Annotated in this window: 22 protein-coding genes and 1 tRNA gene; 7 read left to right on the forward strand and 16 right to left on the reverse strand. The window is 45.7% G+C overall.

Annotation, left to right across the window (positions count from 1 at the left end; genetic code table 11):
* Window positions 1-212: 212 nt before the first annotated feature.
* Both KOD92_RS00500 and KOD92_RS00505 read right to left on the reverse strand, forming a co-directional pair.
* Window positions 213-896 (reverse strand): hypothetical protein, encoded by a 684-nt coding sequence (locus tag KOD92_RS00500; RefSeq protein ID WP_215231565.1) that lies wholly within the window; start codon window positions 894-896, stop codon window positions 213-215.
* A 152-nt stretch (window positions 897-1,048) separates the two neighbouring features.
* Window positions 1,049-2,287, reverse strand: coding sequence for a PQQ-dependent sugar dehydrogenase (locus KOD92_RS00505; RefSeq protein ID WP_229254466.1), 1,239 nt, complete (start codon window positions 2,285-2,287; stop codon window positions 1,049-1,051).
* A 161-nt stretch (window positions 2,288-2,448) separates the two neighbouring features.
* On the opposite strand from KOD92_RS00505, the gene KOD92_RS00510 reads away from it, so the two are divergent.
* The gene (locus KOD92_RS00510) at window positions 2,449-3,726 is read left to right on the forward strand and encodes a sensor histidine kinase (protein ID WP_215231566.1); all 1,278 of its coding nucleotides are present in this window, start codon (window positions 2,449-2,451) and stop codon (window positions 3,724-3,726) included.
* A gap of 20 nt (window positions 3,727-3,746) precedes the next feature.
* Here the strand turns inward: KOD92_RS00510 and KOD92_RS00515 are convergent, their stop codons facing one another.
* The 5 genes from KOD92_RS00515 to budA all read right to left on the reverse strand — a co-directional run bounded on the left by KOD92_RS00515 (window position 3,747) and on the right by budA (window position 8,632).
* Window positions 3,747-3,932 (reverse strand): hypothetical protein, encoded by a 186-nt coding sequence (locus tag KOD92_RS00515; protein WP_215231567.1) that lies wholly within the window; start codon window positions 3,930-3,932, stop codon window positions 3,747-3,749.
* A 27-nt stretch (window positions 3,933-3,959) separates the two neighbouring features.
* Entirely contained in the window at window positions 3,960-5,447 is a 1,488-nt protein-coding gene (locus KOD92_RS00520) for an alpha-amylase (protein ID WP_215231568.1), read from the reverse strand.
* A gap of 103 nt (window positions 5,448-5,550) precedes the next feature.
* Complete coding sequence (locus tag KOD92_RS00525; RefSeq protein WP_215231569.1) at window positions 5,551-6,564, reverse strand: alpha/beta hydrolase; 1,014 nt, start codon at window positions 6,562-6,564, stop codon at window positions 5,551-5,553.
* A gap of 41 nt (window positions 6,565-6,605) precedes the next feature.
* The gene (locus KOD92_RS00530) at window positions 6,606-7,562 is read right to left on the reverse strand and encodes a carboxypeptidase-like regulatory domain-containing protein (protein WP_215231570.1); all 957 of its coding nucleotides are present in this window, start codon (window positions 7,560-7,562) and stop codon (window positions 6,606-6,608) included.
* Between the two features lie 245 nt (window positions 7,563-7,807).
* A complete protein-coding gene (budA, locus tag KOD92_RS00535) occupies window positions 7,808-8,632 on the reverse strand; it encodes an acetolactate decarboxylase (protein WP_215231571.1) in 825 nt (274 codons plus the stop codon).
* A 164-nt stretch (window positions 8,633-8,796) separates the two neighbouring features.
* Between budA and KOD92_RS00540 the strand changes: the two genes are divergently transcribed.
* From KOD92_RS00540 to KOD92_RS00560, 5 genes are all read left to right on the forward strand, one after another.
* Window positions 8,797-10,005, forward strand: a complete 1,209-nt coding sequence (locus tag KOD92_RS00540; protein ID WP_215231572.1) for a dipeptidase — start codon at window positions 8,797-8,799, stop codon at window positions 10,003-10,005.
* A gap of 124 nt (window positions 10,006-10,129) precedes the next feature.
* Window positions 10,130-12,136: a 1,4-alpha-glucan branching protein GlgB gene (gene glgB, locus KOD92_RS00545; RefSeq protein ID WP_215231573.1), complete on the forward strand. Its 2,007-nt coding sequence runs from the start codon at window positions 10,130-10,132 to the stop codon at window positions 12,134-12,136.
* A gap of 111 nt (window positions 12,137-12,247) precedes the next feature.
* Window positions 12,248-12,931: a hypothetical protein gene (locus tag KOD92_RS00550; protein WP_215231574.1), complete on the forward strand. Its 684-nt coding sequence runs from the start codon at window positions 12,248-12,250 to the stop codon at window positions 12,929-12,931.
* Window positions 12,932-12,943: 12 nt separating this feature from the next.
* Complete coding sequence (locus KOD92_RS00555; RefSeq protein ID WP_215231575.1) at window positions 12,944-13,615, forward strand: NUDIX hydrolase; 672 nt, start codon at window positions 12,944-12,946, stop codon at window positions 13,613-13,615.
* 82 nt (window positions 13,616-13,697) lie between these two features.
* Window positions 13,698-13,769 (forward strand) — tRNA-Arg (locus KOD92_RS00560).
* A gap of 142 nt (window positions 13,770-13,911) precedes the next feature.
* Here the strand turns inward: KOD92_RS00560 and KOD92_RS00565 are convergent.
* From KOD92_RS00565 to KOD92_RS00605, 9 genes are all read right to left on the reverse strand, one after another.
* Window positions 13,912-14,445 (reverse strand): adenylate/guanylate cyclase domain-containing protein, encoded by a 534-nt coding sequence (locus KOD92_RS00565; RefSeq protein ID WP_215231576.1) that lies wholly within the window; start codon window positions 14,443-14,445, stop codon window positions 13,912-13,914.
* A complete protein-coding gene (locus tag KOD92_RS00570; RefSeq protein WP_215231577.1) occupies window positions 14,442-14,684 on the reverse strand; it encodes a hypothetical protein in 243 nt (80 codons plus the stop codon). Before KOD92_RS00570 ends, KOD92_RS00565 begins: the two co-directional genes overlap by 4 nt.
* Before the next feature lie 52 nt (window positions 14,685-14,736).
* On the reverse strand, window positions 14,737-15,345 hold the full coding sequence (locus KOD92_RS00575) for an ankyrin repeat domain-containing protein (protein ID WP_229254467.1): 609 nt from the start codon (window positions 15,343-15,345) through the stop codon (window positions 14,737-14,739).
* Between the two features lie 157 nt (window positions 15,346-15,502).
* Window positions 15,503-16,453 carry a DUF4249 domain-containing protein gene (locus tag KOD92_RS00580; RefSeq protein ID WP_215231579.1) on the reverse strand — a complete coding sequence of 317 codons (951 nt, stop codon included), beginning with the start codon at window positions 16,451-16,453 and terminating at the stop codon, window positions 15,503-15,505.
* Window positions 16,454-16,477: 24 nt separating this feature from the next.
* Window positions 16,478-18,868: a TonB-dependent receptor gene (locus KOD92_RS00585; RefSeq protein ID WP_215231580.1), complete on the reverse strand. Its 2,391-nt coding sequence runs from the start codon at window positions 18,866-18,868 to the stop codon at window positions 16,478-16,480.
* Window positions 18,869-19,010: 142 nt separating this feature from the next.
* Window positions 19,011-21,437 (reverse strand): outer membrane beta-barrel family protein, encoded by a 2,427-nt coding sequence (locus tag KOD92_RS00590; RefSeq protein ID WP_215231581.1) that lies wholly within the window; start codon window positions 21,435-21,437, stop codon window positions 19,011-19,013.
* A gap of 146 nt (window positions 21,438-21,583) precedes the next feature.
* The gene (locus KOD92_RS00595) at window positions 21,584-22,714 is read right to left on the reverse strand and encodes a M56 family metallopeptidase (protein WP_215231582.1); all 1,131 of its coding nucleotides are present in this window, start codon (window positions 22,712-22,714) and stop codon (window positions 21,584-21,586) included.
* Entirely contained in the window at window positions 22,711-23,094 is a 384-nt protein-coding gene (locus KOD92_RS00600) for a BlaI/MecI/CopY family transcriptional regulator (RefSeq protein ID WP_215231583.1), read from the reverse strand. Before KOD92_RS00600 ends, KOD92_RS00595 begins: the two co-directional genes overlap by 4 nt.
* An 87-nt stretch (window positions 23,095-23,181) precedes the next feature.
* The gene (locus KOD92_RS00605; RefSeq protein WP_215231584.1) at window positions 23,182-23,328 is read right to left on the reverse strand and encodes a hypothetical protein; all 147 of its coding nucleotides are present in this window, start codon (window positions 23,326-23,328) and stop codon (window positions 23,182-23,184) included.
* A 42-nt stretch (window positions 23,329-23,370) separates the two neighbouring features.
* Here KOD92_RS00605 and KOD92_RS00610 point away from each other — a divergent pair, with 42 nt between their 5' ends.
* On the forward strand, window positions 23,371-24,474 hold the full coding sequence (locus KOD92_RS00610; RefSeq protein WP_215231585.1) for a WD40/YVTN/BNR-like repeat-containing protein: 1,104 nt from the start codon (window positions 23,371-23,373) through the stop codon (window positions 24,472-24,474).
* Window positions 24,475-24,487 lie beyond the last annotated feature (13 nt).

Consider the following 24,487-nt stretch of genomic DNA (forward strand, 5'->3'; position numbering starts at 1 on the left):
TAAAGCAAAATAATGCTAAAAACATTTCTTGTTTTGATTAGTACTGACTGTATTTTGATCCATTTTTACATACAATGCATAAAATTGCTGAAAAATACGGCTAGAACCCTTCATTGACGCTTGATATGAAAATCAACACCATACACAAAAAAACGGGCACGAAGCTAAGCTTCACACCCGTTTCAGACTATTGCAATAGAGGCTGGCTACATTTAATCTTTATACCGCGAAATGATCAGGTATTTAACTTTTCCTTTTTCCAGATTGATCTGAACATCTTCCGAAATGCCGGATTCGGGCTGGTAGCGGAAATACCACTGAGGCGAAGCGGCCATTATCGGATCAAAACCTGTCGCGAGGTCTTTTGTCAATAGGCTGATCCGCTCAAATTTGTTGGCGTAAGACTTATCGCCGCTGATCTTTATGAGCTTCTGGTAAACCACGTCGGCATTGTCGCCCAGCCGGACTGACGAAGATGCGTTCTTTTTCAATGGCCACTGGTCAAGATACCTTCCGCTATTCAGGTAAATGCTGCTTACTGATCCTGATTTTAACGTGATTTGCACACCCGTTTCGGTGCCGATCTGCTCGTCAAGCAATAAGTACGTGTACAGTTTTAGCCGGCCGTTAAGTTGACTCAGGTTTGAGGATATATTTCCTACAATGTTGGCGTATTCGATTCCTTTTGGCCTCAGCTGCTGCAACTTGGTGTAGGCGCTTGCCGCTTCCTCATTGATCGATAGGCCAAGATGTCCGCCCGAGGAAATACTGTCGCGGCTGATCAGGACAGGCCATTTCGGCTCGACAATCGGCTTAGGCTCAACATTTTCGGTATTCATACAACCACCTAGCAGCAACGCAAAGGCGAAAAACGAGGGTAGCAGGAATTTTTTCATCAGTAAGAGTTTCGGTAAATCAATACTCAACAGACGCACCGCCCTCCTTTTTGGTTGTAACCGTAAAGCGACTTTTATTAAACCGCCTGCATTGCCGATGAACCGAAATTATTTCAGTCGGCCAATCTTTACTGACTGGCCGGCTGCCTTATTTATTGACGCGAAACCCTGTAAATAACACCGTTGGTATCGTCGGAAAAGAGTAGCGACCCGTCTGTGTGCACTGTCACGCCCACCAGCCTGCCGAAATGCGCGCGGTTGTTGCCGACAATGAATCCGGTTACGAAATCCTCAAACCGAACCGGCTTTCCATTCTCGAAATGCATGCGCACGATCTTGTAACCCACGGGGGTACTTCTGTTCCAGGAGCCGCGCATAGCTACGAAAGCATCATTTTTATACTCAGCCGGGAACATTGCGCCATTATAAAACGCCATTCCCATCGGGGCTGAGTGTGCCTGGTAAGTGAGCGTCGGCAGCGTGGTTTTTTGGAGATACTGACTGTAAGTAGTGTCGCCCTTCGGCCTGTCACCGGGGTTATATTTCCCCTCTCCGTAAATGTACGGCCAGCCGTAATCTGCGCCTTGCTTGATCATATTTACCTCTTCCTTTTGCTCATCGTCTCCAAGCCAGTCTATCCCGTGGTCCATTCCCCAGAGTTCATTCGTTTCAGGATGCCAGCCGAAGCCGATCGTATTCCGCAAACCTTTTGCAAAGATCTTTCTGTTCGACCCGTCTTCTTCTGCACGCAGGATCGTCGCATTTTCGGGATTTGGCTCGGGGCAGGAGTTACAGGTACTGCCCACCGTGAGGTACATTTTACCATCGGGACCGAATGCAATTGTCCGGTTGGGGTGCTGGCCGCCGTCGGGCAGGTCATTGATCAGCATGCGCGGCTGCCCGAGCGTGCCGTCGGCATTCATGTCGGCTACGTACACTTCATTCACAGCAACCATGTACATTTTGTTGTTATGAATGGTCAGGCCGTGTACCTGCTTGATATTTGCGACGGTTTTGATCACCTCGCCCACGCCATCGTTATTCATATCCTGGACCATTAACACAATACCGGCTTCCCGGTCGGAAGCGTAGATCTGCCCGCCCGGGCCGGTTACCAGGATCCTGGGCTTACCAAGCTTATCGGCAAATTTAGTTACCCTAAAACCAGCCGGCACGCGCAGCTGAGCGATATTTTCATCTGTTGCAGGTTGTACTGCGGGATAAAATACATACCCTTTTATCTCGCTTGAAGTAGGTTCCTTATCAGTTTCGGGAATGATCGATTCCCACAGATCGCTGGCTTCTTTACAGCCGGTAAGGCCGGCGGACATTAACACTGCTGCCACGAATGTAAGCCGCAGGCATGATTTCAAAGGATAGTTCAGTTTCATTTTGGTTTTGTTTTGTTGATGAGCGTTTGTCAAATACAGGTCATTTTCTTTGGAAAACTTAGCGCCTTTTAAAAAAGGTATACCAACCTATTTTTGGCCAAACTCATTTATGCAATGCATTGGAATGATTTTTTGCCGGACAATGCAATCCCCTTTAAAAAATGGCAGCAAAAAAAACAGCAGATAAAATGCAGGTTGCAGTATGTAGCAAGTTTCTGCTCATCCGCAGAGAAGCTATGCTTAACAGATGGCGCGAGCGATGTGCCCAGGATCAGCATCTAACCAGTAAGAGTACATTTTCGAGAGAAGAATTCAACGACCAGATGCCGGTGCTGCTCGACATTCTTCACCAGAGACTGAATGACGAAACGCCCACATACGATCCGCTGCTGGCCGCCAATGAGCATGGCCTGCACCGGTGGCAGTCGGGTTATGAACTGCCTGATCTGATCCTTGAGCTGGAACATTTGTTCGCTATCCTGCATGAAGAAGTCCTTACTTTTCAACAATCGCAGGAAAATATCAGCCCACAGGCGCTCACCAAAATATATCGCGAAATCTATCAGATCTATTCTGAGTCCTGCCGGGGAAGCATTGTTTACTACCACGAGCTCAGGCAGACTACTGCTGCTGAACAGGCAGCCCGCTTACAGCAGGCTTTGGACCAACTTCAGGAACTCGCAAAAATGCGGAGTGAGCATTTGCGCCACAGCTCGCACGACTTGCGGTCAAGTTTCAGCGTGCTGATGATGTCCTCCCACCTGTGGCAACTGGACGCGGCGGATCTCGACAAGACGGAGATTATGGGTATGCTGAACAGAAACCTGAATTCCATACGGGATATGTTGCTGCAATTGACGGATTTCGCCCGGATCGAGGCTGGTCAGGAGACACTTGTGATTAAAAAATTTGATGTTGCTGCGATGATCCGGGATACGACCGATCTGATCAGGCCGGCGGCAGAAGCCAAAAACTTGATATTTATAGCAGAAGGACCGGAAAAGCTGATGATCGAGAGCGACCGCGTACAGATTCAGCGTGTACTCCAGAACCTGCTTTACAATGCGATTAAATACACACAAACCGGAAGCATTAATGTTACCTGGTCACCGGAGAGTGAAGCGAGGTGGATTATGAGTGTTCAGGACTCGGGTCCCGGATTTGCAGAAAATTCTCCCGTAAGCTTACTCGCCGATCAACTGAGACCGCCGGTGCATTCACCAGCTATTTATCAGGAAATGCTGCAAAAGCCCGCTCCAACATTGGCCAGAATGAAAGAAAAGATTGATTTGAAAGAGAGTGAAGGTCTTGGACTCTTTATCGTCAAGAAAATCTGCGAATTGATGAAGGCGAGTATGGATATTGAAAGCAAGCCCGGAGCAGGTACGCTGGTCAGGATTAAGTTTCAATGTAATCAGGAGCAAAACAAACAGGCGTAGCATTGCTACGCCTGCGTTTTCTAATTTTCGATATTCAACTGCTCACGAATACCCGCCCGGGTACCCTGAATGAAAAGTTTTTCCTCGTTTTTAAGTATTACCAGGCAGAATCGCATATCAGCGTCAGGAATAATTTCCACTACTTCCGAGGGAGAAATCAATACTTCGCTGCCGTCTTCCTTGGCTTTGAATTTCACAGGTTCCATATATTGAGGTTAGTCTGATTTGATCCGTTACTGCTGCACCGCCCACACACTGACCGAGCGACCGTTCACGCTGAACTCTGCATTTCCATCTTCCCCGATCACCACGGCCTCACCGATATTTCCCATATAATCCACAAAAGTTTTACCCGCATGCTGCTGGCCTACGTACATCTTTTTCGATGCATTTTCATGGTTCGATATCATCACCGCACAGCCTGAAATGTCGCGGCTTTCGTCGCCTTCGCGCGTCCATCCGATACAATTGATCTCGTCAAAATATTCATGTTGTGGCCCGTAGGCAATGTTTTTCCTTACGTATAGCAGGGTTTCGAGCCGATCTAGCTTTTCGAGCGTGATATCGTGCTCCTGCTCATCATTTCCAACATCCGTATATTTAGATCCGTAAAGATCCGTGTAGAAAATGCAGGGATATCCCGCTTCTCGCAGCAAAATGATAGCGTAAGCGATCGGTCTGAACCAGCCTTCCACGGTTTGTTCGAGCGATTGCAGCGGCTGCGTATCGTGATTTTCAACCAATGTAACCGCCAGCTCAGGCATAGTCTGCACGAGCGTATCGTCCAGAATGGTCCGGAGATCATAGTGTTCATTTTCCTTCGAAGCCCGGAAAAAATTAGCCTGTAAAGGCGCGTCGAAAAGCGAAACGCGTTTTTCGGTCGCTTCAATATAAGCCAACATAGAACCGAGATCGTACGGCGCCCAGTACTCTCCTACTGTGTAAAATTCTTTTTGAAACTTGCCACGCAAATGGTCCAGCCACTCGTTGAAGAACGCGGGGTCCATGTGCTTGATCGCGTCCAGCCTGAAACCGTCGCAATTCACGGTTTCTACAAACCATTCTCCCCAGTTTCTCAGCTCCTGGCGCACGTGCGGGTTACGGAACTCAATATCCGACAACATCAGATAGTCATAGTTGCCATTTTCCAGATCGAGCACATCCTGCCAGCCGTCGCCGTACTGATTTTGAATACTGTAAATTGCATTTTGCTCACTTGAAGCATTATAATCCACACCCGAAAAGCACTGAAAATCCCATACAAACTGGGAATATTTGCCGCCTCTGCCGGGGAAAGTGAACTTAGTATACGCTTCAATTTCAAAGGTATCACTCACGAATTCGTTCCGGTTTTCCGGCGTAACTTCTTTCACCGGCACCATTTCGGTTTCATCTGCGCCGCCCATGTGGTTGAGTACTACGTCGCAGTAAACCTGCAAACCGGCCTCTTTCGCGGTTGCAATTGCGTCGATCAGCTCTTGTTTGGTACCGTATTTGGTTCTGACCGAGCCTTTCTGATCGAATTCGCCCAGATCGTAAAGATCGTAGGAATCATAGCCGGAAGAATCGGCGCCTTCCATGCCTTTGTGTGCGGGCGGTATCCAAACCGAGTCGATACCGATACTTTTAAGTCGCTGAGATTCGTTTTTGAAGTGTTGCCAAAGACTGCCATCGGCCGGATAGTACCATTCGAAGAATTGCAGCATTGTAAAATTTTCCATAAAAATGATAAAGGGCTGCGGGGTTGAATGCAGCAGAATAACTACATTAAATAACCATACCGACCGAAAATCCGGGCTGCAAGTCAGTTGTGTATCCGACCTTTTATTTAATCGCGCGTTTTGCCCAGTTGAAGATCGTGGAATACACTTCTTCCCGCACCGGCTTTCTGGATAGTACCAGATCGTGCATCCCGCCGGGAACCGACTGAATGCTGTATTGACCCACGATATTCTGTGCCTGCCGCGCTACTTCACTCACATTCAGGATTGCATCGCCACTAAACATCGCATCGCTCCATTTCTTTTCGTCAATAGATTTGGCCGCGTGCAGGACCAGAACAGGTTTATTGATCTGCAAACCCTGGGCGAGCTTTTCCTGCCCGATATTCACAGCACGGAGCCAGCCGAAGTTGACAGGAGGCGCGATAAGTGGCTTGAAACCAAGACTGTAAGACCACTCCCCATGAAAATCTTTATGCAAACTTTCGCCGTAAAGCGGGTTCAAACCAAGATCAATAAGCGTTTCCGGGTGTTTTTCCGCGCGTTTGATCATCAAAGGCAATGCCGTTTTTTTGAGGCCGGACTTGAATTCGAGCGCGAACATCGGACTGTTCAGCAACACTGCGTCAAAACGCTCCTTTCCACTATTTGCATCCGCATACATGGAAACGACCAGCCCACCGAGCGAGTGCCCCATCAGCAGCACCTTCGTATTTCCCTCGTTGTGAATGATACTTAATGTGGTATCGATGTCAGCGAAATATTCGGAAAGGTCGCGTACGTTGTTGAATTTCTGATGAGCCAGCCACGAGCGTCCATATTTGCGCAGGTCGACGGCGTAGAAGTTATACCCTTCCTTCAAAAACCGCTCGGCCATTTCTTCCTGAAAAAAGTAATCGTTGAAGCCGTGCACATACAGTACCGCTTTCGTGCTTTTTTCGGGTGTTGTTTTCCTGATAATCGTACAGGTAACACTACCCTCATAATCCCCGGGCTGCACAATAGTAGCTTGTTTGAACTCCTTACCAAGAATATCGGTGAAGTAAGTGGCCTGGGCAAAGGCGGAATGCGTTAGTGCAACTATCGTCAGGAAAAATAAAGAATAAAAAAATTTCATGTTCATGGTTCTGCTGCCTTAAAGATAGCAGTTGTGCAAGATTAGTAGTAATCCTGATCTTCCAAAATTTCAATACCGAACGAGAAGGTGCTAAAATCGTTGAACCCTTGGTGAAGACGCCATCTTCCATTCCATCCCGAGGTTGCACTCTGAGTATCTTTTAATTTCGTCATTGGGATCATCGGGGTAATCGGTGAAAAGTTTTGCAACACCATTTTTCGCTGGTTTTTTAAAGAAAATTTACCGAATTCCCCGGTTCTGATTTCGTGGTAAATCGAGTCCTGGGTAGTATAGCCGACGGTTTCTAATCCAACCCAAACGCCCGACTTGGGAAATGGAATCTCAATCTCGTCCAGTGTATAAAAAATCTGCTTTTGATCGTCAGAGACATCTACGATCGCCGGTTTCAAAAGAAGATCTTGACCGGGGAGCCCTGAAACTGTATTGGAAAACAGCCACATCCTTACCCGATAAGAGCGCGGCAGGATTGCCTTTTTATTGCTATGCTCAGCGAGGACGTAAGTCAACGACCTTATTATGCCTTTTGAACCTTTTGAATTTTCGATATAACTGGCCATGATTACGCCTGCATTCATGCTGATGCTACTTCCTGCAAGCCGCTTCTTTACAGCGTGGTCGGCAAAGCCTAAGGCTCTTATTTTCGGCTTGCGCGAAGACTTTATTGTGACCTCTTCTAAAAGATGTACCGAAGGATGTAGGCGGATTGAATCAAGCTGCATAAACTCATGTGCGGCCAGTGTTAAGGACTTATACCCTACACAAGAAACAGTGATGGTATCTATTTCCGATAAAGTTGATATGCAAAACTTTCCGTCCTCGGCGCTGTAAGAACCTGCACCAGATTTATTAAAATACAGAGTTCCGTAGCTGATACCGTTTCCTGTATCCGCATCAACTAAAATGCCACATTTTTCCTGCGCCAATGTCAGCGCAGGAAAAATTAAAGCAATCAGCATTGTAAAAATTCTCAGATTCATTTCAATTTGATGGACAAACGTCCTCACATGAGCCAGTCTCGAAAACCGCTTCATTCCAAACTGAGAAGCCAAAGGATTGCTAACCAAAGCGATGTCAAACTATGTTTAATGCAGAATTATTTTGGGTTAAAATGTGTAACCGGATTGCCTAGAATTATTCATCGGCGAACTTCTTTTTCTGCACGGAAGAAAAGAAGTAATACACTTGTAAATACTACAAAGCGATTTTTAAGCTGTTCGAACTACTACTCTATCTTCTTCAACTCCTCGCCTCTGTCGGGTTTGAGGTTGACAGCTTTGAATTCTGGATTTGTGTTGTTTTCGATGATAAAGCCTTTTGCCAGATCAATTTCGACACGGATAGAATTGGTTTTGAATTTGAAAATATGTCCGCCGGATTTGAGATCGTCGGCCACGTAATGCAAATGGAAGCCGGGCACGTTGGTCCGTGCGAGGTACGGGGGAAGCAGGAATCCGTTGCAGATACCCTGCGTATTTTTCAGCTCAAAAACGGCCTGGTTTGTTTTCAAATGCTCACTCAATGTTTTGTAGGGAGGCTTTGCAGGACTGGCTGCGCGGGTGGTCATTTCTGAAAATTTCCCGGTAATCCGCAATGCATAAATGCCATTTGGGTTCAGAATACTTACTAAATGCTCCTGGACTTTTTCATAGCTCAGGTTTTCGCCAGCGATCGTAATGACCGTGTCAGCTTTAAAAAATTTCACAAACGCGGCGGAGGTACTGTCCATGTCGTGCGCCTCTTTAACCGAACCATCGTGTGACACTTTATATACTTTCCCATTATTGATCATGAGTTCGCCGTCGACCTTATTGAATGTCCCGACACCAAAATCGCCTTTGGTTTTCAGGCTGGCTATGGTTAGGTCACCGTCAAATACGCCCGCCATCAATGCGTCGATAATAGAATACTGATACATGAAATCCTGGTCTGCAAGGGAAGTACCGATATATTTTTGTGGGTTCTGGCTGGATTTACAGTTGGTTAGAAGGCCGGTTACTATAATGACAAGTAGAAGGTTTTTTACATAATGCGAAAATACACTGGACATAATTGGAGGTTGAGGTGATAATTACTAATGCAGTTTTTAGATTTCTCTACTCTTCCACGATTTCCATATTTCACTTGCAACACTTCAAAAATTGGTTTTTAAGTAAAAAGAAGACATCTTAAAGAAACATTGACCATCCCGAAGTCACCCAATACCGATCTTCAATGAGAAAATTTTTACTTCTGGCCACTTTTCCTGTACTCACATTCGCACAGGCACAACAAGTTACACTTTCGCCCAAAGCTGCAAAGATTCATGCGAATGCACTGACCATCGATACCCACGCCGATGTGCCTATTAATATGATGAAGGAGGGTTTTGATATTTCGAAAGAATACGATTACGATAAAGACGGATCGCAGATCGATTTTCCAAGGATGATCAGAGGCGGCATGGACGGGATGTTTTTTGCGGTATACCTCGGTCAGGGAAAGCGGACGGAGGAAGCCAATGCAGAGGCCAAGAAGAAAGCACTCGCGATATTCGACAAAATCCACGAAGCCGCCCGCCTGCATCCAGATATTGCGGCGATCGCGACCACCTCGAAAGACGCTTACAGATTACAGAAAGAGGGAAAACGCGCGATGTTCATCGGCATGGAAAACGGCTGGCCGATCGGGAAAGACATTGCCAATCTGAAAATGTTCTATGACCTGGGGTTGCGCTATATTACGCTCTCGCACTCGCTGAACAACGATATCTGCGACTCTTCCACCGACGGCGACGGGCCAGAACACAACGGTTTGAGCAAATTTGGTGAAGATGTGGTGAAAGAAATGAACCGCCTCGGCATGATGGTCGACGTTTCCCACGTGTCGGATTCGACTTTTTATGATGTGATCCGATTGACCAAAGCGCCAGTAATCGCATCGCATTCATCGTGCCGCGCATTGTGCGACGTGCCCCGGAATATGACCGACGATATGATCAGGGCGCTGGCCAAAAACGGCGGGGTTATACAGATCAATTTTGTACCAAATTTTGTAAAAAAACCTTCCGAGCCGCATGAAATGTCGCTGAAAGCATTGCGCTTGAAAATCCGCCAGACCGACCTTTCCGACGCTGACAAGAAAGCGTTGAGGGACGAAATGAAAGCGGTGGATGAAAAATACAAAGCGGATAAACCGACCGTGCAAGACGCTGTGAATCACATTGAGCACGTGATCAAGCTCACCAGCGCCGACCATGTAGGAATAGGAATGGACCTCGACGGCGGCGGCGAGGTGATCGGGGTGAGAGATGTAAGCCAGATCGGCGCGATCACGGAGGAACTAGTGAAAAGGGGCTATTCAGCGGAGGATATTGAGAAGATATGGGGAGGAAATATCATGCGGGTTTTGGATCAGGCCGAGAGAGCAGCGGGCAAATTGTAAACCAAACAGAATGAGGTTATTTGCAGGAAAACCAGCAAAAAAATATATACATTTTAAGAAATAGTTTAATAAAATTGCAAATCTTACATCCACATAAGGATTATCATTAATTGCGTTCAAACAAATGGCTAAGTCAGCGGATAAGAAAAAAACAGAATCAGCGAGCGATCTCCCCGACAACGGAATTCAGAAGGGCGAAGTGCAGGAGCTGAATGCGGTCGAAACCATTAGCCGTTTTACAGATTTTGATATTCATCTTTTTCGGCAGGGAAAACACTTTAAACTGTACGATAAGCTGGGTTCTCACGTGATGGAGTTCAAAGGCGTTACTGGTACGTACTTCGCCGTTTGGGCCCCCAATGCAACCGCGGTTTCCGTTACAGGGAATTTCAATGGCTGGAACCACTCGTCGCATCCGCTTGCCGCCCGCTGGGACAGCTCGGGCATCTGGGAAGGCTGGATCCCCAATATTGGTGTCGGAGAAGTTTACAAATACTTTATTATTTCCCAAAACGGTGATCACCTGGAAAAGTCGGATCCGTTTGCATTGTGGTGCGAGCTGGCGCCTAAAACGGCTTCTATTGTCTGGGATACCTGGTACGAATGGGAAGATTCGGAATGGATGAAAGTCCGCAAGGACAAAAACAAGCTGAATGCGCCTATTTCTGTGTACGAAGTTCACCTGGGCTCGTGGCAGCGCGATCCTTCCGACCCGGAACGCTACATGACCTACAAGGAAATAGCTGCGGGACTGGTACCTTATGTAAAGGAAATGGGCTTTACGCACGTGGAGCTGATGCCGGTTATGGAGCATCCCTATGCGCCTTCGTGGGGTTATCAGATCACGGGCTACTTTTCGTGCGCGTCGCGAATGGGTACCCCGCAGGAGCTGATGTACCTGATCGACCAGCTGCACCAGGCGGGTATCGGCGTTTACATAGACTGGGTCCCCTCCCACTTTCCAGGCGACCAGCACGGACTTTTCCGTTTTGACGGTACTGCGCTTTACGAGCACGAGGATCCGAGAAAAGGCTACCACCCCGATTGGAAAAGCTATATATTCAATTACGGAAGAAATGAAGTACGCTCGTTCCTGATCAGCAATGCGCTGTTCTGGCTTGACAGATATCATACCGACGGGTTACGGGTGGATGCAGTTGCTTCGATGCTTTATCTTGATTATTCCAGAAAGCACGGGGAATGGATCCCGAATGAATTTGGCGGAAGGGAAAACCTGGAAGCAATTTCGCTGCTGCGCGATATGAACGTCGCCGCATATACTGCATTCCCTGATATTCAGACGATTGCAGAAGAATCCACGGCATTTCCAGGCGTTTCGCGTCCGGTATTTGTAGGCGGGTTGGGTTTTGGAATGAAATGGATGATGGGCTGGATGAACGATACTTTGAAGTATTTCCAGAAAGACCCGAATTTCAGAAAGTGGCATCAGGACCAGCTTACATTCAGTCTGGTATATTCATTTTCTGAAAACTTCATGCTGCCGCTTTCCCACGATGAAGTGGTTTATGGTAAAAAGTCGCTGATCAATAAAATGCCCGGCGACGAGTGGCAGAAATTTGCAAATCTGAGGCTGATGTTCAGCTACATGTTCACGCACCCGGGCACCAAGCTGGTATTTATGGGTGGTGAATTTGGCCAGACTTCCGAATGGAATTTTCAGCAGAGCCTGGACTGGCATTTACTGGAACTCGCGCCACACCAGGGAGCGAAGGAATGCTTCAAAAGTCTGAACGCGCTTTATAAAGAAGAATCTGCATTATTTGACTTCTCATTCTCGGCCGAAGGTTTTGAGTGGATTGATACGCAAGACCGCGAGAATTCGGTACTGATATATGCCCGGAAAGCATTTGACCCGTCGCAAAACCTGATCATCATATTGAATCTCACGCCGGTTCCCCGGAAAGGATACCGGGTAGGTGTGCTGACGGAGGGCGACTGGCAGGAGATATTCAATTCCGATGCGGAGGCATTCGGGGGCAGCGGAATTATTAATTATCATCCAGTTCCGTCTGAGGAGCACCGGTGGCATGGCCGGGCACAATCGCTTATTCTTGACCTGCCGCCGATGGGCGCAATTGTTTTGAAAAAGGTTTCCAAAGCCTTAAAGTAATTGTATTGCCTGTAACCGACCGCGTTATTTTTCTCAGGGCAGAGATTCTGATCTCTGCCTTATTTTTTTGCACATTTTTTTACCTTTGCCCATCACATCATTAAGAAACAGATGAAGCGTTTTCGGTTAATAGTACTTTTTGTGTTTTTGGGAACAGTGTCCGGGTATGGTCAAAGTCTGTCGCGCGTTACTTCTGGTATTGATATGGGGCTCGGCTACAAGGACGAAGCCTGGGTACCTGCAATCACCTACCATCAGGAATTAAGTCTCAGTAATTTCTCGTGGTTCAGGATCGGCTGGGGCGTGCGGACGTGGGGTTACTATGCCGGAAAAACCAATCTTGTACCAAAAAGCAATGCATTTTCCGACGACACGCTCAAATTTGGTCGGGTTACTGCCAACGGAGCAAGCGTTTTGTTTGGTCTTAATGTGCGGGTATGGAAACTGGATATCGGCGCGAATACGGATGTTATCGGTATCGCATTCGGAACACGGAGAAGCGGACTTTACAGCAAATCTACATTCTATGAAGGCGAAGGCCGGGACTATTACAATGCTTATATCGACAGCAACCCGGCTACACTGAACGCATTCCCGCTCCTTTTGGACAAGCAAAATGGCCAGTCGGAAGTTTACCTCCGTTACTGGATCACTGACAGGATCGGTGTGAAATTATCATATGTACACGGCAGGCTCACCTACGCGACGGCCGAGAAGCTTGACAATGGACAGAAACGGTTCTCTACATCTTACGGCGTTCCTTCCGTAGCAATTTCTTTCCCATTATATAATTGATTTTGAACTGGAATGGCTGAGCTGCTGGTAGAATCGCACAAATACAATCTCTGGAAAAACAAGCTCGAAAAGAACGGACTGGACATTCACCGGGTAGATGAACTTTACACCCGCAGAAACGGGCACGGTGACGTACTTTTTTCGCTACTATATACCGATGCAACGACGCCGGAAGGAAACAAGATACCGCCGCTCTGCTTTCTGAAAGGTGAAGTGGTAAGTGTGCTGATTTGTTTTATTGATTCGGTTTCCCGCGAAAAATACCTCCTGCTGGTCCAGCAAAGAAGGATCTGCGACGGTTCCATGACTTTTGAGCATCCGGCAGGAATGCTGGATAGTGAAAGCGACGCGGCGGCTGTGGCAGCCAGGGAAGTATTTGAAGAAACGGGCATACTTGTGATCGCAGACAAGCTGATTAGTGTCAATAAAGACCCGTTTTACCCCTCTACCGGCACGAGCGACGAAGCGATGTACATGTTCTATTGCGAGCTGGAACTGAGCTCCGACGAAATACAATCGTACCATAATAAAACGCAGGGAATTATCTCGGAACATGAGTTCATCAGTACCTACGTAGTACCGTTTGCCGAAGGTCACAAGCTGATTACCAACGTAAACGGCGTATTGCTGGACTATTTGTACCTGAAAGATGTGGGTGATTGGGAATTGCTGAAACAACTATAAATACTGCCGGCCAGAAAATTTCTCGTTCAAAATGGCCAAAAATCAAAATAGGGGCTATATTTGCACCCCATTACCGAGAGAAGCACCCGTAGTTCAATGGATAGAATTGTGGTTTCCGGTACCACCGATAGGGGTTCGAATCCCTTCGGGTGCACATTGTAAACTATTGAAATCGAGCAAGTCCTGCAAATCAAGTGTTTGCAGGACTTCTTTTTTGAACGTATACCATTCAAACACTCTAAAAATCGCAATGCTCTGATGCGTGATTCGGTGAGTCAATTTCGCTGGGATTTGCGCTATATCTGAGAGGCTGAAATGGAAAATATCTCCATGGGTTTACTTCGGCCTTTCAGCAGGTTCTCTCCAACCGATCTCATCTCGTATATGGCCGGAAGATGAAGTATTTTAGCCAGGTCCTCAGATACCAGCAGGTCGGCATCGAAATGGTTACAAAGTCCCTGGATCCTTGCCGAAGTGTTAAGCACGTCACCTGTAAAAATGATTTCCTTTTTCAGCGATCCGATTTCCCCGGCAGTCACCATCCCAAAATGCAACCCGGCTTTAAACGCCGGTAAAATTCCGAACTTGCGGTTGTATTTTTCCGCCTGTTGCTCCAAAGCGCTTTTCATAGCGAAGAAGCACTCAATACAATTATTATTTTTTAATCCGTCTTTCCGTTTCCAGCTTACAATCATCTCATCACCAGCGTATTGGTAGATTGTGCCCGCATAATCTATTACGGCAACTGAAAGGTCAAAGAAGTATTCTTTTAGCATTTCGAAGTATCTGACATGCCCAAGATTTTCTGCGATTGTGGTCGAAGACTTCATATCCAGGAACATAAATATCCGATCTCCAGAACCCCGGTAATCATACCCATCATGAGGCCGGCAGCAGGGATGGCAAAAATGTTTGCTGCAAATTTGTAGTGGTTGCCTGTCGATGGATAGTGGTCCAGATCTCCAAGAATCCCTCTTTCCAGCATGCAATAAATCAGGCTGAAAATAAACCACAATACTCCAAAAGGAATGACCCGGGCAACATCTCTTTTGGTTTTCGGTGACAGCATAAATTAATGTGTAGTTTATTTTAATTTAAGCCATAAATATCTTTGGCGGCAGCTAGCTCGACGCCTTTTCCAGTAATTTCACAATACCCATAAAGTTCCTTGACCTGGCATGCTGCAATGCAGTAACCCCGTCTTTGTCCGGAATATTGATATTGCACCCCGCGCCAATCAGGAGCTCAACGATTTCAATATGTTTTTTGCCACCATTTCCGAGAACAACCGCCTCCATCAACGCTGTCCAGCCCAGCCTGTTCACATGATCGATGGGAAAACCTTTGGTTGCAGTCAAGATCCTGACCACTTCCACGTGACCTCTTTCGCAGGCGGGAATCAGCGCAGTTCCGTTGTACCGGTTGAAAACATCAAAACGGGCTCCTTTACTTAAAAACAACTTCACAAATTCCGTTTGACCTGACGCGCCAGCCAGTAAAAAAGGACTGTCAAGCCGGTTGTCCTGCCGGTTCACATCGGCTCCGTGTGTGGTAAGCAGCCTGGCCATTTCCAGATCATTGGCTTCGGTGGCGATCAGCAGCAAAGACTTGCCATTTCCATCCTTCGTCTCTACATCCTTTCCCTTTTTCAATGCTGCCTCGACAATAGCGTATTGTTTATTTTTTACAGCTTCAATAATAGAGCTTGGTTGTTCAGGCTTATGGTCCATGTCAGTGGCTGATGAGCAGGAAGTCAAGAAAAGGAATGAAAATAAGAAGAGCAATTTTTCCATGGTTTCAGTATACGATTTTCCCGTGATGTATCAATGATTTAACTGATAGTTTCAGGAGTAAATTCCCCGGCATACCGACTAAGCATACTCAATATCAAGGCTTTATTTTAACTATTGTAGCATTGTACGCACCGAAGCAGCCTAACCCTCCTTCAATATTTGTGTAAACCAAGGCAGGCTCCACAAATGGATTGTCATTGTTGCCGCCGTCTTTCATGGACTTGCTGAACTTGTGATAATTTTCATCCAGGTTCAGTACTTCAAACTGGATTTTGTTCAGCTTTGGGTTGGACCAGATATACTGCCTCTGACCATTTTGTTCAATATCCCCAAGCATGAAGGATCGTAGTGAAACGTCGTACACCGGTGAATCGAAGGTGATACCATCGAGATTGGTGTCTGTCAACAGATAATTTTCGTTGTTGTATACTCTTTTGTTTAAACGTCGGTTGAGGACAACCTGCCCGGTGGACGAATTGTATGAATAGCCGTTTGTTTCAAGTATTTCGAAATATCCCCGTAACGAATAGACGTTTTTTTCTCCCTTGATATCGTTCCAGGATGCTTTGAAGGTAACACTGGTGTCGCCTTTCCAGGGGTAGTCATAGACGGTATCAGCCGTATAGCTTTTGAAAGTCACCTGATTTTCAGGAACTGTACATGCTGCCTTCACAGTCCGTGAGGAATCGCTTACTACCAGATCGTACTTTTTGCCTGCCTCAATTTTGAACGAGCCGGCAGGTATCCGATAGCTAAATGAAGAATCGTTGTATGGGAGTTGGATCTGACCGGCGGCCCCGGAGAGTGTTACGGAAGCGTTTTTTATGTAAGTCGGCTCATAGGATGCAGGTCCGAACAACTTTTGCGATTCGGTAACCTTCACAATGATTTCTTCCGATTGCGGTGACAGATAACATTCGACGACCAGTTTGGATTCGGTCTTGGGCAATTTGCTTAGGTCCAGATCGCCCACCATCGTTTCGCAGCCGAATAAAACTGCGGCGCACGTTAATGCCAGGAGGTATTTTATGATGCGATTGCTCATTGTATTTGGTCTCAATTACTTTGTTCAGAACTTGAAATTGTAGTTAAATGACGGCAGTACCGGAAACAGTGAATAGCGTGTGAGCACATTCGTAGCGGTTCCGGTTTTCTCGTCGTGCTTTTTGCCGATATTATAGAAAAAAGGATTTTTCCGGTTGTAGGCATTATATAGCCCAAACTCCCAGGTACGTTCGTATCGTTTTTTCTTTTTATGAAATTGAATTGCGATGTCCATCCGGTGATAGGGCTCCGCCCGGAACGAATTCTTTTTGTCGTACTCGGATGTATTATTTCCGTAATTCCAGGGGTTGTTGAAGGCGGTATGGTAAGGGTTGCGGAATACCGTGAATTTGGAAACAGGCAGGGTAAGGGCATTTCCGGTACCGTACACCCAGGTCGCAGAAAGTGTGATCCGCTTGTTGATTTCGTAAATTCCTACGACAGAGAGATCGTGCCGACGATCATAACGTGGGTAAAAGGTTTCTCCGAAATTAAGCTCAGGGAATTTCCATTGTGTCCAGGAAAGCGTGTAGCCAATCCAGCCCGACAGCTTTCCGGTCTTCTTCTGGACCATAAATTCCGCACCATACGACCAGCCTTTTCCTGCTGTCACATTATCTTCCCAGTTCAGTTCATTGGCATTTTCGCCTTCCAGGCTAATAAATGAGGAGCCTTCTTTATAGCTGATAATGTTGTTCATGTTTTTATAATAGCCTTCCAGCGTAAGCGAAATGCCGGGTGTGGCAAGATCTTTGGCCAGACCCACTGCAACCTGGCTCGACTGCTGTGGGGCAATCTTATCCGTGGTGGGAACCCATAAATCGGTAGGAAGTCCGAGTCCGGTATTGCTCAGCAGATGCACATACTGGTTCATGGTGGCATAGGACGCCTTTACAGAAAAATCGCGGGCAAGTTTCAGTGCTGCCGAAAATCTGGGTTCGGGGCGGATGTAAGTTTTCGAGCTGGTCTGAAAAGTACTTAATCGCAAACCGCCATTTAGTTTAAGCGCAGGAAAAGGCTGCCAGGTATCTTCGGCATAAATACCTGCTTCAATGGTATTGATCGGCCTGGCCTGCAAGTCGATGTCTTCGTCGGAAAAGTCTCCTTCAACCGCTAATGCGGACGGGACAAAGCGATGTGCTGTGGCCTGAGCGCCGAATTTTATGGAATGTTTGGCATTAGGATAATAATCGAAATCCGTTTTTAGTCCGAAGTCACGGATCAGACTATTGTATTTCAGACTGAAGATATCGGGATCTTTTCCTTCATTTTTTTCCTCCTGGTAAGCTGAAACCGCAAATTTGAAATGGCTGAAAATCAGGGATGTATTGACAAATAACTTTTGGTTGATCAAATGGTTCCAGCGTAATGTAGCTGTGGCATTACCCCAGTTGAGTCCCGATTTGTTTTCAGTACTGGCGCTTTTTTCTTTGACATGAAACCTATCCTGTCCAAAATAGCTGCTAATGTAAAGCTTGTCTTTTGCGCCAAAATCGTAATTCACCTTTGCATTGAGGTCGTAGAAGTAATAGCCGGGTTTTACCTTTCTGCTGCTACCCGCCTGTTGCTGGGCAATCAGTGGAGCAGCCAGAACGTCAATATATGTACGTCTAGCTGAAATCAGGAAGGAAGATTTCTTCTTTGCCAATGGGCCTTCCAGCGTAAGCCTGGACGATATCAGCCCAATGCCCCCTTCTCCATGAAGCTTATCTTTGGCCCCTTCTTTCATATTCATTTCCACCACGGAAGATAAACGTCCGCCATAGCGGGCTGGAAACCCACCTTTGGTAAGTTCCACACTTTTCAAAGCATCCCCGTTGAATACAGAAAAGAACCCGAAAAGATGGCTGGCATTGTATACCACTGCATCGTCCAGGATGATCAGGTTTTGGTCGGGTCCGCCGCCCCTGACGTAAAGGCCGGTTTGTCCTTCGGTACCCTTCTGAACGCCCGGCATGAGTTGCAGGACCCGGATTACGTCTTTTTCACCCAAAAAAGCCGGGATTTTTTTGATCTGCGAAATTGGGACATCTATTTTACTCATTTGCACCGATTCGCTGACCTTCTCATCCAATCGGTTGCCGGAGATAAGCACTTCATCAAGCTGGTTGACAGCCGGAAGTTCAACACTTAGCTCTACATTTTTTTGCGACGCAATCCGGAGGGTCTGTTTGTCAAAGCCAACAAAGGAGTAGGAAATGGTTACGGAATCGGATTTAGGAATTGTAAGAGAGTAAAACCCGTAGGTGTTGGTGACAGCACCGTAAGCAGAGTTCTCTACAAAAACATTTACGCCGGGCAATAATTCGCGGCTGCCTTTTTCGCGCACAAACCCGCTAATCGTAATTCGGTCCTGGGCAAAGCTTGAAATTGGGATAAACAATAAAAGCACTACTGAATAGAGGGCATTGCGCATAGGTAAAATGGCTAGTTCAAAATTGCTAACGAGTAAGGATCATATCAGCTAGAGTTACGGGGGTGCTCTCCTGTAGACGTATACTACGCATATCCCGGAACTGTTGCAATACTTTGCACTTCTGGGCCATAAACTTCGGACATCAGTTCTCCCTGGTATCACTTCTACGTCTTTCATCCGCAGCGGAATCGCTCTTTTTGATTTTGTTGATTTGCCCGCCGAAGTTATAGGTGAAGTTTAATCGTACGGTCGTCGTTTCGTACCTGTTTTCCCAAACCTGCCGGAGTGCCAGCGATTGCTGTAAATACCTGTTTTTAAAAGTATTGAAGATGTCTGTCACATTCAGCGAGACGGTTGCGCGTTTTTTTAATAAGGATTGCCGAAGCCCGGATGTTAATGTAAAATAAGCATCGGTTTTAATGTTGCGCTCCTGCGACTTTCCTCGGTAACGAAAGAGAATCAGCCAGGATAACTGTTTAGTTAGTGAAAAACTGTTGTAAGTGTCAAAATTGAAGGTTGTAATGCCCGTTATATTTACATGATCATCCGCTAATTGATAGGATAACTTTCGCAAATTGATATTCGTGCTCGTATACCACCAAGGCATGACCTGACGATTATAAGCTGTAATCAGGCTCAGAGTTTGTGTGTAGCGGTTATTGACCGGTCTGGTTACCGTGCTATCTCTGCGCTGATTTTGAAAAGCAAAATAAGTAAAGTCACGAAAATCGATTCCGTAGTTGGCAGTTACAAAAAGTGCGTTGCGGTAAGCCAGCGTAGCCGAACCGTTATAGGATGAAACAGGCCGCAGGTTAGGATTTCCTTGTACAAAATTGTTTGCATTGATAATCCGGAGCAGCGGGTTCATATTCTCGTAGGCCGGCCGGTTTGTTTTTTTGTCAAAACTGAAAATAAAACTATGCTTGTCAGTGAATTTGTAATCAAAAAATACCGTAGGAAACAGTTGAATATAATTCTGACGGAACCGCTGGTTTGACTGCAATTGCCGACCGCTGTTCCACGTACCTTCCGCCCGTAAACCAATCTGGTAGGATAACTTTTTCAGCTCCTGGTGAAATGTGGTATACAATGCATGAATGCTTTCCGAATAACGATAAAGATCACTTTGCGAGTCATTGGGTATCAATTTGCTTCCATTCATGTCATAGAGCACGTTTTGGTTGTCTGTCTCCACGTAGCTCGACTTGAACCCGGTTTCCATTTGCGCTTTGTGTTTGAGCGGAAGCGTCAGGTCGGCTTTGGCTGAATAAACGTTAAATGCATTATTCTGATCAAATAAAGTGCGTTTCAACTTATCACCTGCCTGCTTGAATATCCGCTCGGTATTCTGCTGGTCGGAATAGTTGACATTCCGGTAATAATCCAGATCGATTGTCAGCTCTTTGCCCAGCGTATCCATTTGATGGAGCAAATGCAGGCCGGAAGAAAAATTATTCATTTTTGTTTTGACCCGGTTATCAAAAGTGCCGGCCAGGTTTTTTTCAGCAAGATCCCTTGTTTCAGAAAAAGCATTCTTTTTAAACAATTGCAGTGCATTCATAACTGCGAATGACAGCGTCGTTTTCTTTGTTAAATAAAGGTCCAGGCTAATATTGGGTGTAATATTGTTCATTTGCCGGACACTTTTGATCAGCGATTCGGTGCCACCGAAAACTAAGCCAGGCTCCCCGGCCGGGGTTGCCAAAATGTAATTATCGACAAAATATTTATTGAAATTGTAGTCCGTATTTAGTAGCAGATTGTACTTTCCCGTTTTAAAATTGAGATTAAATCCGCCGGTGTATTTGGCATATCGCCCAAATCCCCCACCCCCGTACACATTGCCTCTAAGCCCTTCCCTGCTGCCTCTTTTCCTGACAATATTGATGATGCCGCCACTCGCAGAAGCGTCATATTTGGAGGACGGACGAGCAATCAGCTCTACCCTCTCAATGGATGTGGCCGACATACCCCGAAGTAAGCCTGCCAGCGCATCGGCGGAGAGTGGAGTTGGTTTACCGTCAATGTATATACGTACGTTTCGGCCATTCAAATAGACCATATTGTCCGGATTAACCTGTATGCCCGGCAGCCGGTCCATTACTTCCATCAGAGAAGAACCACCAGTAAGCTGATCGTTCAGGTTAATTACAATTTTGTCCGCACGCTGCTCGATAAATGGCTTTTGTCCTGTAATAGTAACAGTTGACAGATTGTTAGTCGCGGGTTTCAGCTGGATATTCCCCAGCTCATTAGCACCGGTAACAGATTCGATTTCCTTTCTGTATGTTTCGTAGCCTAGCATTGTTATTTCAAGTTTAAAAACGCCCGTTGGAACATTCAGGAGTATAAACTTTCCGTCAATTTCACTCAATGCCGTTTTGATTACTGTGGAATCATTTTTGGCTTTCAAAACGATCGCCGCAAATGGAAGCGGCTGTTGTTTTTCGTCCAGAACAACACCGGAAACATGGGTATCAACCTTTTGCTGGGCAACCGTAAATCTTGGTAAAAAACCGAAAAATAATAGCAGCACTAAAAAGCTGTAATAACGTGTAAATTTTCTCATGGCAAAGCTGTTTGAACTGATAATTTCTAATCAGAACAAATGTATAACTTATATTTTAGTTGATAAACTATTTTATAAGTTACAATAGCTTATTATTTAGTTGTTTCAGATCTACCCTAATCAAATCGGACATGAACTGCTGTTAATCAATTAGTTGCCGACAATTGATAGCCTAGTTTTATTTCATGCTTCACACGTACAGGCCGTCCGTTCTGAACACCGGGCGACCATCTGGGTGAGTTGCCGATAATCCTGACAGCCTCGCTGTTTAAATTTTCGTTCGGGCTGTCCATTACCTGGGGCGATACTACATTGCCATCCGTATCGACAACGAAGCTTACTGACACCTTTCCCTGGCCGTGGTGCGCTTTGAATATATTTGACTGGCTTACCTCTTTGCTCAGATAACCCAAAAAAGCATCCAGGCCGCCGGGGAAAGCCGGAGCAACAGAGCCTTTTCTGCCCATTTCGACAGTTGCAGCAGAATTTTTGTACAAAGCAGAAAAGGATGTAAGACAAAGCAGAACAGGGATTAGCAAGACATATTTCACAAGATTTCCCTTGGAAGCGTTGTTCCTTCCCAACATTGCGATCCGTTGTTTAAGTAAATGTTTATCAGTAAAAGCATTGGTCATCTCAGGGGCGTATTGCAACGACCTGTTCAGGATCAGCGATGCATATTGGTAGTAATTGCCGAAATGCCTTGCTGTTTCGCGATCTGCCAGAAACTCGTGCGTCCTTTTGATGCTTCGCTGGTAGAAATAAACAACCGGATTAAACCATGCGACGATGGCCACTATTTCAAAAAACAAAATATCCAGGCTATGCCACTGCCTGATATGCACATCTTCGTGGTAATTGATCATCTCAAAATTTGCTGCGTTGCGATCAACTACTTTGTATTTAAAAAACGAGAATGCAGCATGATGCGCAGGTTTCCTGATTTTGCTTCTGATGTACAGCAATCTGATTATCAGCCAGCCAAGTTTGAAAAAAACGCCCGCGAAATAGGCCCATTTTAGCCAGTCAGGGATTTGATCATTCCACATTTGCGGAGCCACTTCCGATAGCGTCTCACCATGAATCACCAGATCAAGGGGAATAGAGACAGATAAATGCGGGTTAACGGGAATCGCTGGAATGCAGAATGAAAGTACAGCAAGCCCAATCAAAGAGATTCTGTTAAGCGTGAAATATGTCTGCTTTTCCAGAAAGACATTGTAAAATCCGTAGCCTGCAATAAGACAAATATGCACTAAGATGAAGTAAACTATCATTTTCCGGATTGTTGATCTTTCAATGTGAGAAGCATTTTGTTTATTTCCCTGACATCTTCTTCCGGTATTTTTTGCTCATCTATAAAAAAGGAAAACAGTTTTTGTGCCGAGTTATCAAAGTAGTTACCCATTAATTTCATCAGCTGAAACCGCTTATATTCTTCCCTTGAGATCAAAGGATAATAACGGTGACTTTTACCAAATGCATCATAGCCTACAAGCCCCTTCGTTTCCAGGACACGCATAATCGTTGATACGGAGCTATGCACAGGCTTAGGTTCCGGCATCTGATCAATAATTTCCCTAATGAAGGCTCTTTGCATCTTCCATAACATCTGCATCAGTTGCTCTTCTGCTTTGGTAAGATCCTTTGCTTCCATACCGTTAAAATAATTTGAGCACAAACTAGGAAATTAGTTAACTAACATGCAACCCTGAATTAAAATAAAGACGAATATATAATTCCATCAAGTCCAGCAAAACTCTCCTCCCACATCGATCGCAATCCCTAACCCGGCATTTACATTTCTGTAACCTTCTTTTACATTTCGGTAACCTTCTTTTACCGATCGCTGGCAAACGACAGGATCATAACTTTTAGCTTTGCCGGCCACCGCAGTGGATGAGATCCTGACTTCACATTAAATTACGATGAAATGAAAAAACTATTTGTGTTTATCCCGGCTATCCTTCTGGCATTATTTCTACTCAATTCTTTTGTGCCGAGAGAAAAGGAAGCGAAAAAGAAACCGATAAATGAGGGTAAATCAGCAGGAATTGTCAACATCATTTTCAAATCTATTGATGGCGGACAAACCTGGCAGGACATTAGCCAGGGGCTGCCTGAAAAATTGCAGAAAGAAGGTATACCGGGAAATGGTTTCATTGCAAATGACCATGGAATTTATTTACGTGCCGGAAACGGAGTTTATCACAGTGAACTAAATGCAACAACTGCCTTTTGGACAAAAGAAATTTTCCCCGGTAAACAACGTAACATCGCCCCGGGTAAAAACGGGATACTTGCATACAATATCAGGGGCCAATTTTTAAAAAGAATAAACGGAACTAGTGACTGGTCGCCCGCGTACACGAATTTTCAAGAGCAAGCTGTACGCTTAGACAGCACGAAAGATTGGATGTACAAGACATATAAAGAGAGAGAAGTACGCACCATTTTTGAAACTGCCCGAGGCACAGTTCTCATTGGTTCCAGCAACAGCCTTTTTAGATCTACCAATAATGGAAAAACCTGGAAACAAGTCCATGTTGGAAATGGTAGAATGAAATTGATAGAGTCAAACGGTGTACTGCTTACTACCAGCAAGGATGGAATATTGAGATCAATCGATGATGGTCAAAGCTGGAATCGTGTGATTAGCGAAGGGGGGCTTGGCATCGCTGTGGAACATATTGACGGAGGATTTGCTGCCATTGTAAACAACCCGGTAACCCAGAGAAACAGCATACACATTTCAATGGATAGCGGAAAAACATGGAATGCAGTTGGCCAAGAACTTCAACCTTCCAGCGGTAGTTTATTTATGAAACAAATAGGCGTACTTAAATCTCTATCGGAAATTGTATCAATCAAACAAATGGGTAAATATCTAATATGTGGCCGCACAGATGGTATATTCCGGTCAGCTGATATGGGCAAAACCTGGGAAAAACTGTTGCTTCCTCCTGTGGAGAATTTTGGCTTCAATTTATCTGTCTCGGGCAATGTGATGTATGTTATGCCGAATAAAGGATGTTGAAAAACTGCAAACT

Source organism: Dyadobacter linearis (assembly GCF_907165045.1).
Taxonomy (GTDB): domain Bacteria; phylum Bacteroidota; class Bacteroidia; order Cytophagales; family Spirosomataceae; genus Dyadobacter; species Dyadobacter linearis.

Coding starts and splice junctions, on each gene's coding strand:
- KOD92_RS00525 (WP_215231569.1), bottom strand. CDS start 6,564: ATGAAATTTTTTTATTCTTTATTTTTCCTGACGATAGTTGCACTAACG.
- KOD92_RS00590 (WP_215231581.1), bottom strand. CDS start 21,437: ATGAGAAAATTTACACGTTATTACAGCTTTTTAGTGCTGCTATTATTT.
- KOD92_RS00595 (WP_215231582.1), bottom strand. CDS start 22,714: ATGATAGTTTACTTCATCTTAGTGCATATTTGTCTTATTGCAGGCTAC.
- KOD92_RS00555 (WP_215231575.1), top strand. CDS start 12,944: ATGGCTGAGCTGCTGGTAGAATCGCACAAATACAATCTCTGGAAAAAC.
- KOD92_RS00585 (WP_215231580.1), bottom strand. CDS start 18,868: ATGCGCAATGCCCTCTATTCAGTAGTGCTTTTATTGTTTATCCCAATT.
- KOD92_RS00520 (WP_215231568.1), bottom strand. CDS start 5,447: ATGGAAAATTTTACAATGCTGCAATTCTTCGAATGGTACTATCCGGCC.
- KOD92_RS00610 (WP_215231585.1), top strand. CDS start 23,371: ATGAAAAAACTATTTGTGTTTATCCCGGCTATCCTTCTGGCATTATTT.
- KOD92_RS00515 (WP_215231567.1), bottom strand. CDS start 3,932: ATGGAACCTGTGAAATTCAAAGCCAAGGAAGACGGCAGCGAAGTATTG.
- KOD92_RS00580 (WP_215231579.1), bottom strand. CDS start 16,453: ATGAGCAATCGCATCATAAAATACCTCCTGGCATTAACGTGCGCCGCA.
- budA (WP_215231571.1), bottom strand. CDS start 8,632: ATGTCCAGTGTATTTTCGCATTATGTAAAAAACCTTCTACTTGTCATT.
- KOD92_RS00550 (WP_215231574.1), top strand. CDS start 12,248: ATGAAGCGTTTTCGGTTAATAGTACTTTTTGTGTTTTTGGGAACAGTG.
- KOD92_RS00565 (WP_215231576.1), bottom strand. CDS start 14,445: ATGAAGTCTTCGACCACAATCGCAGAAAATCTTGGGCATGTCAGATAC.
- KOD92_RS00575 (WP_229254467.1), bottom strand. CDS start 15,345: ATGGACCATAAGCCTGAACAACCAAGCTCTATTATTGAAGCTGTAAAA.
- KOD92_RS00500 (WP_215231565.1), bottom strand. CDS start 896: ATGAAAAAATTCCTGCTACCCTCGTTTTTCGCCTTTGCGTTGCTGCTA.
- KOD92_RS00510 (WP_215231566.1), top strand. CDS start 2,449: ATGGCAGCAAAAAAAACAGCAGATAAAATGCAGGTTGCAGTATGTAGC.
- KOD92_RS00530 (WP_215231570.1), bottom strand. CDS start 7,562: ATGAATCTGAGAATTTTTACAATGCTGATTGCTTTAATTTTTCCTGCG.
- KOD92_RS00540 (WP_215231572.1), top strand. CDS start 8,797: ATGAGAAAATTTTTACTTCTGGCCACTTTTCCTGTACTCACATTCGCA.
- KOD92_RS00600 (WP_215231583.1), bottom strand. CDS start 23,094: ATGGAAGCAAAGGATCTTACCAAAGCAGAAGAGCAACTGATGCAGATG.
- KOD92_RS00570 (WP_215231577.1), bottom strand. CDS start 14,684: ATGCTGTCACCGAAAACCAAAAGAGATGTTGCCCGGGTCATTCCTTTT.
- glgB (WP_215231573.1), top strand. CDS start 10,130: ATGGCTAAGTCAGCGGATAAGAAAAAAACAGAATCAGCGAGCGATCTC.
- KOD92_RS00505 (WP_229254466.1), bottom strand. CDS start 2,287: ATGAAACTGAACTATCCTTTGAAATCATGCCTGCGGCTTACATTCGTG.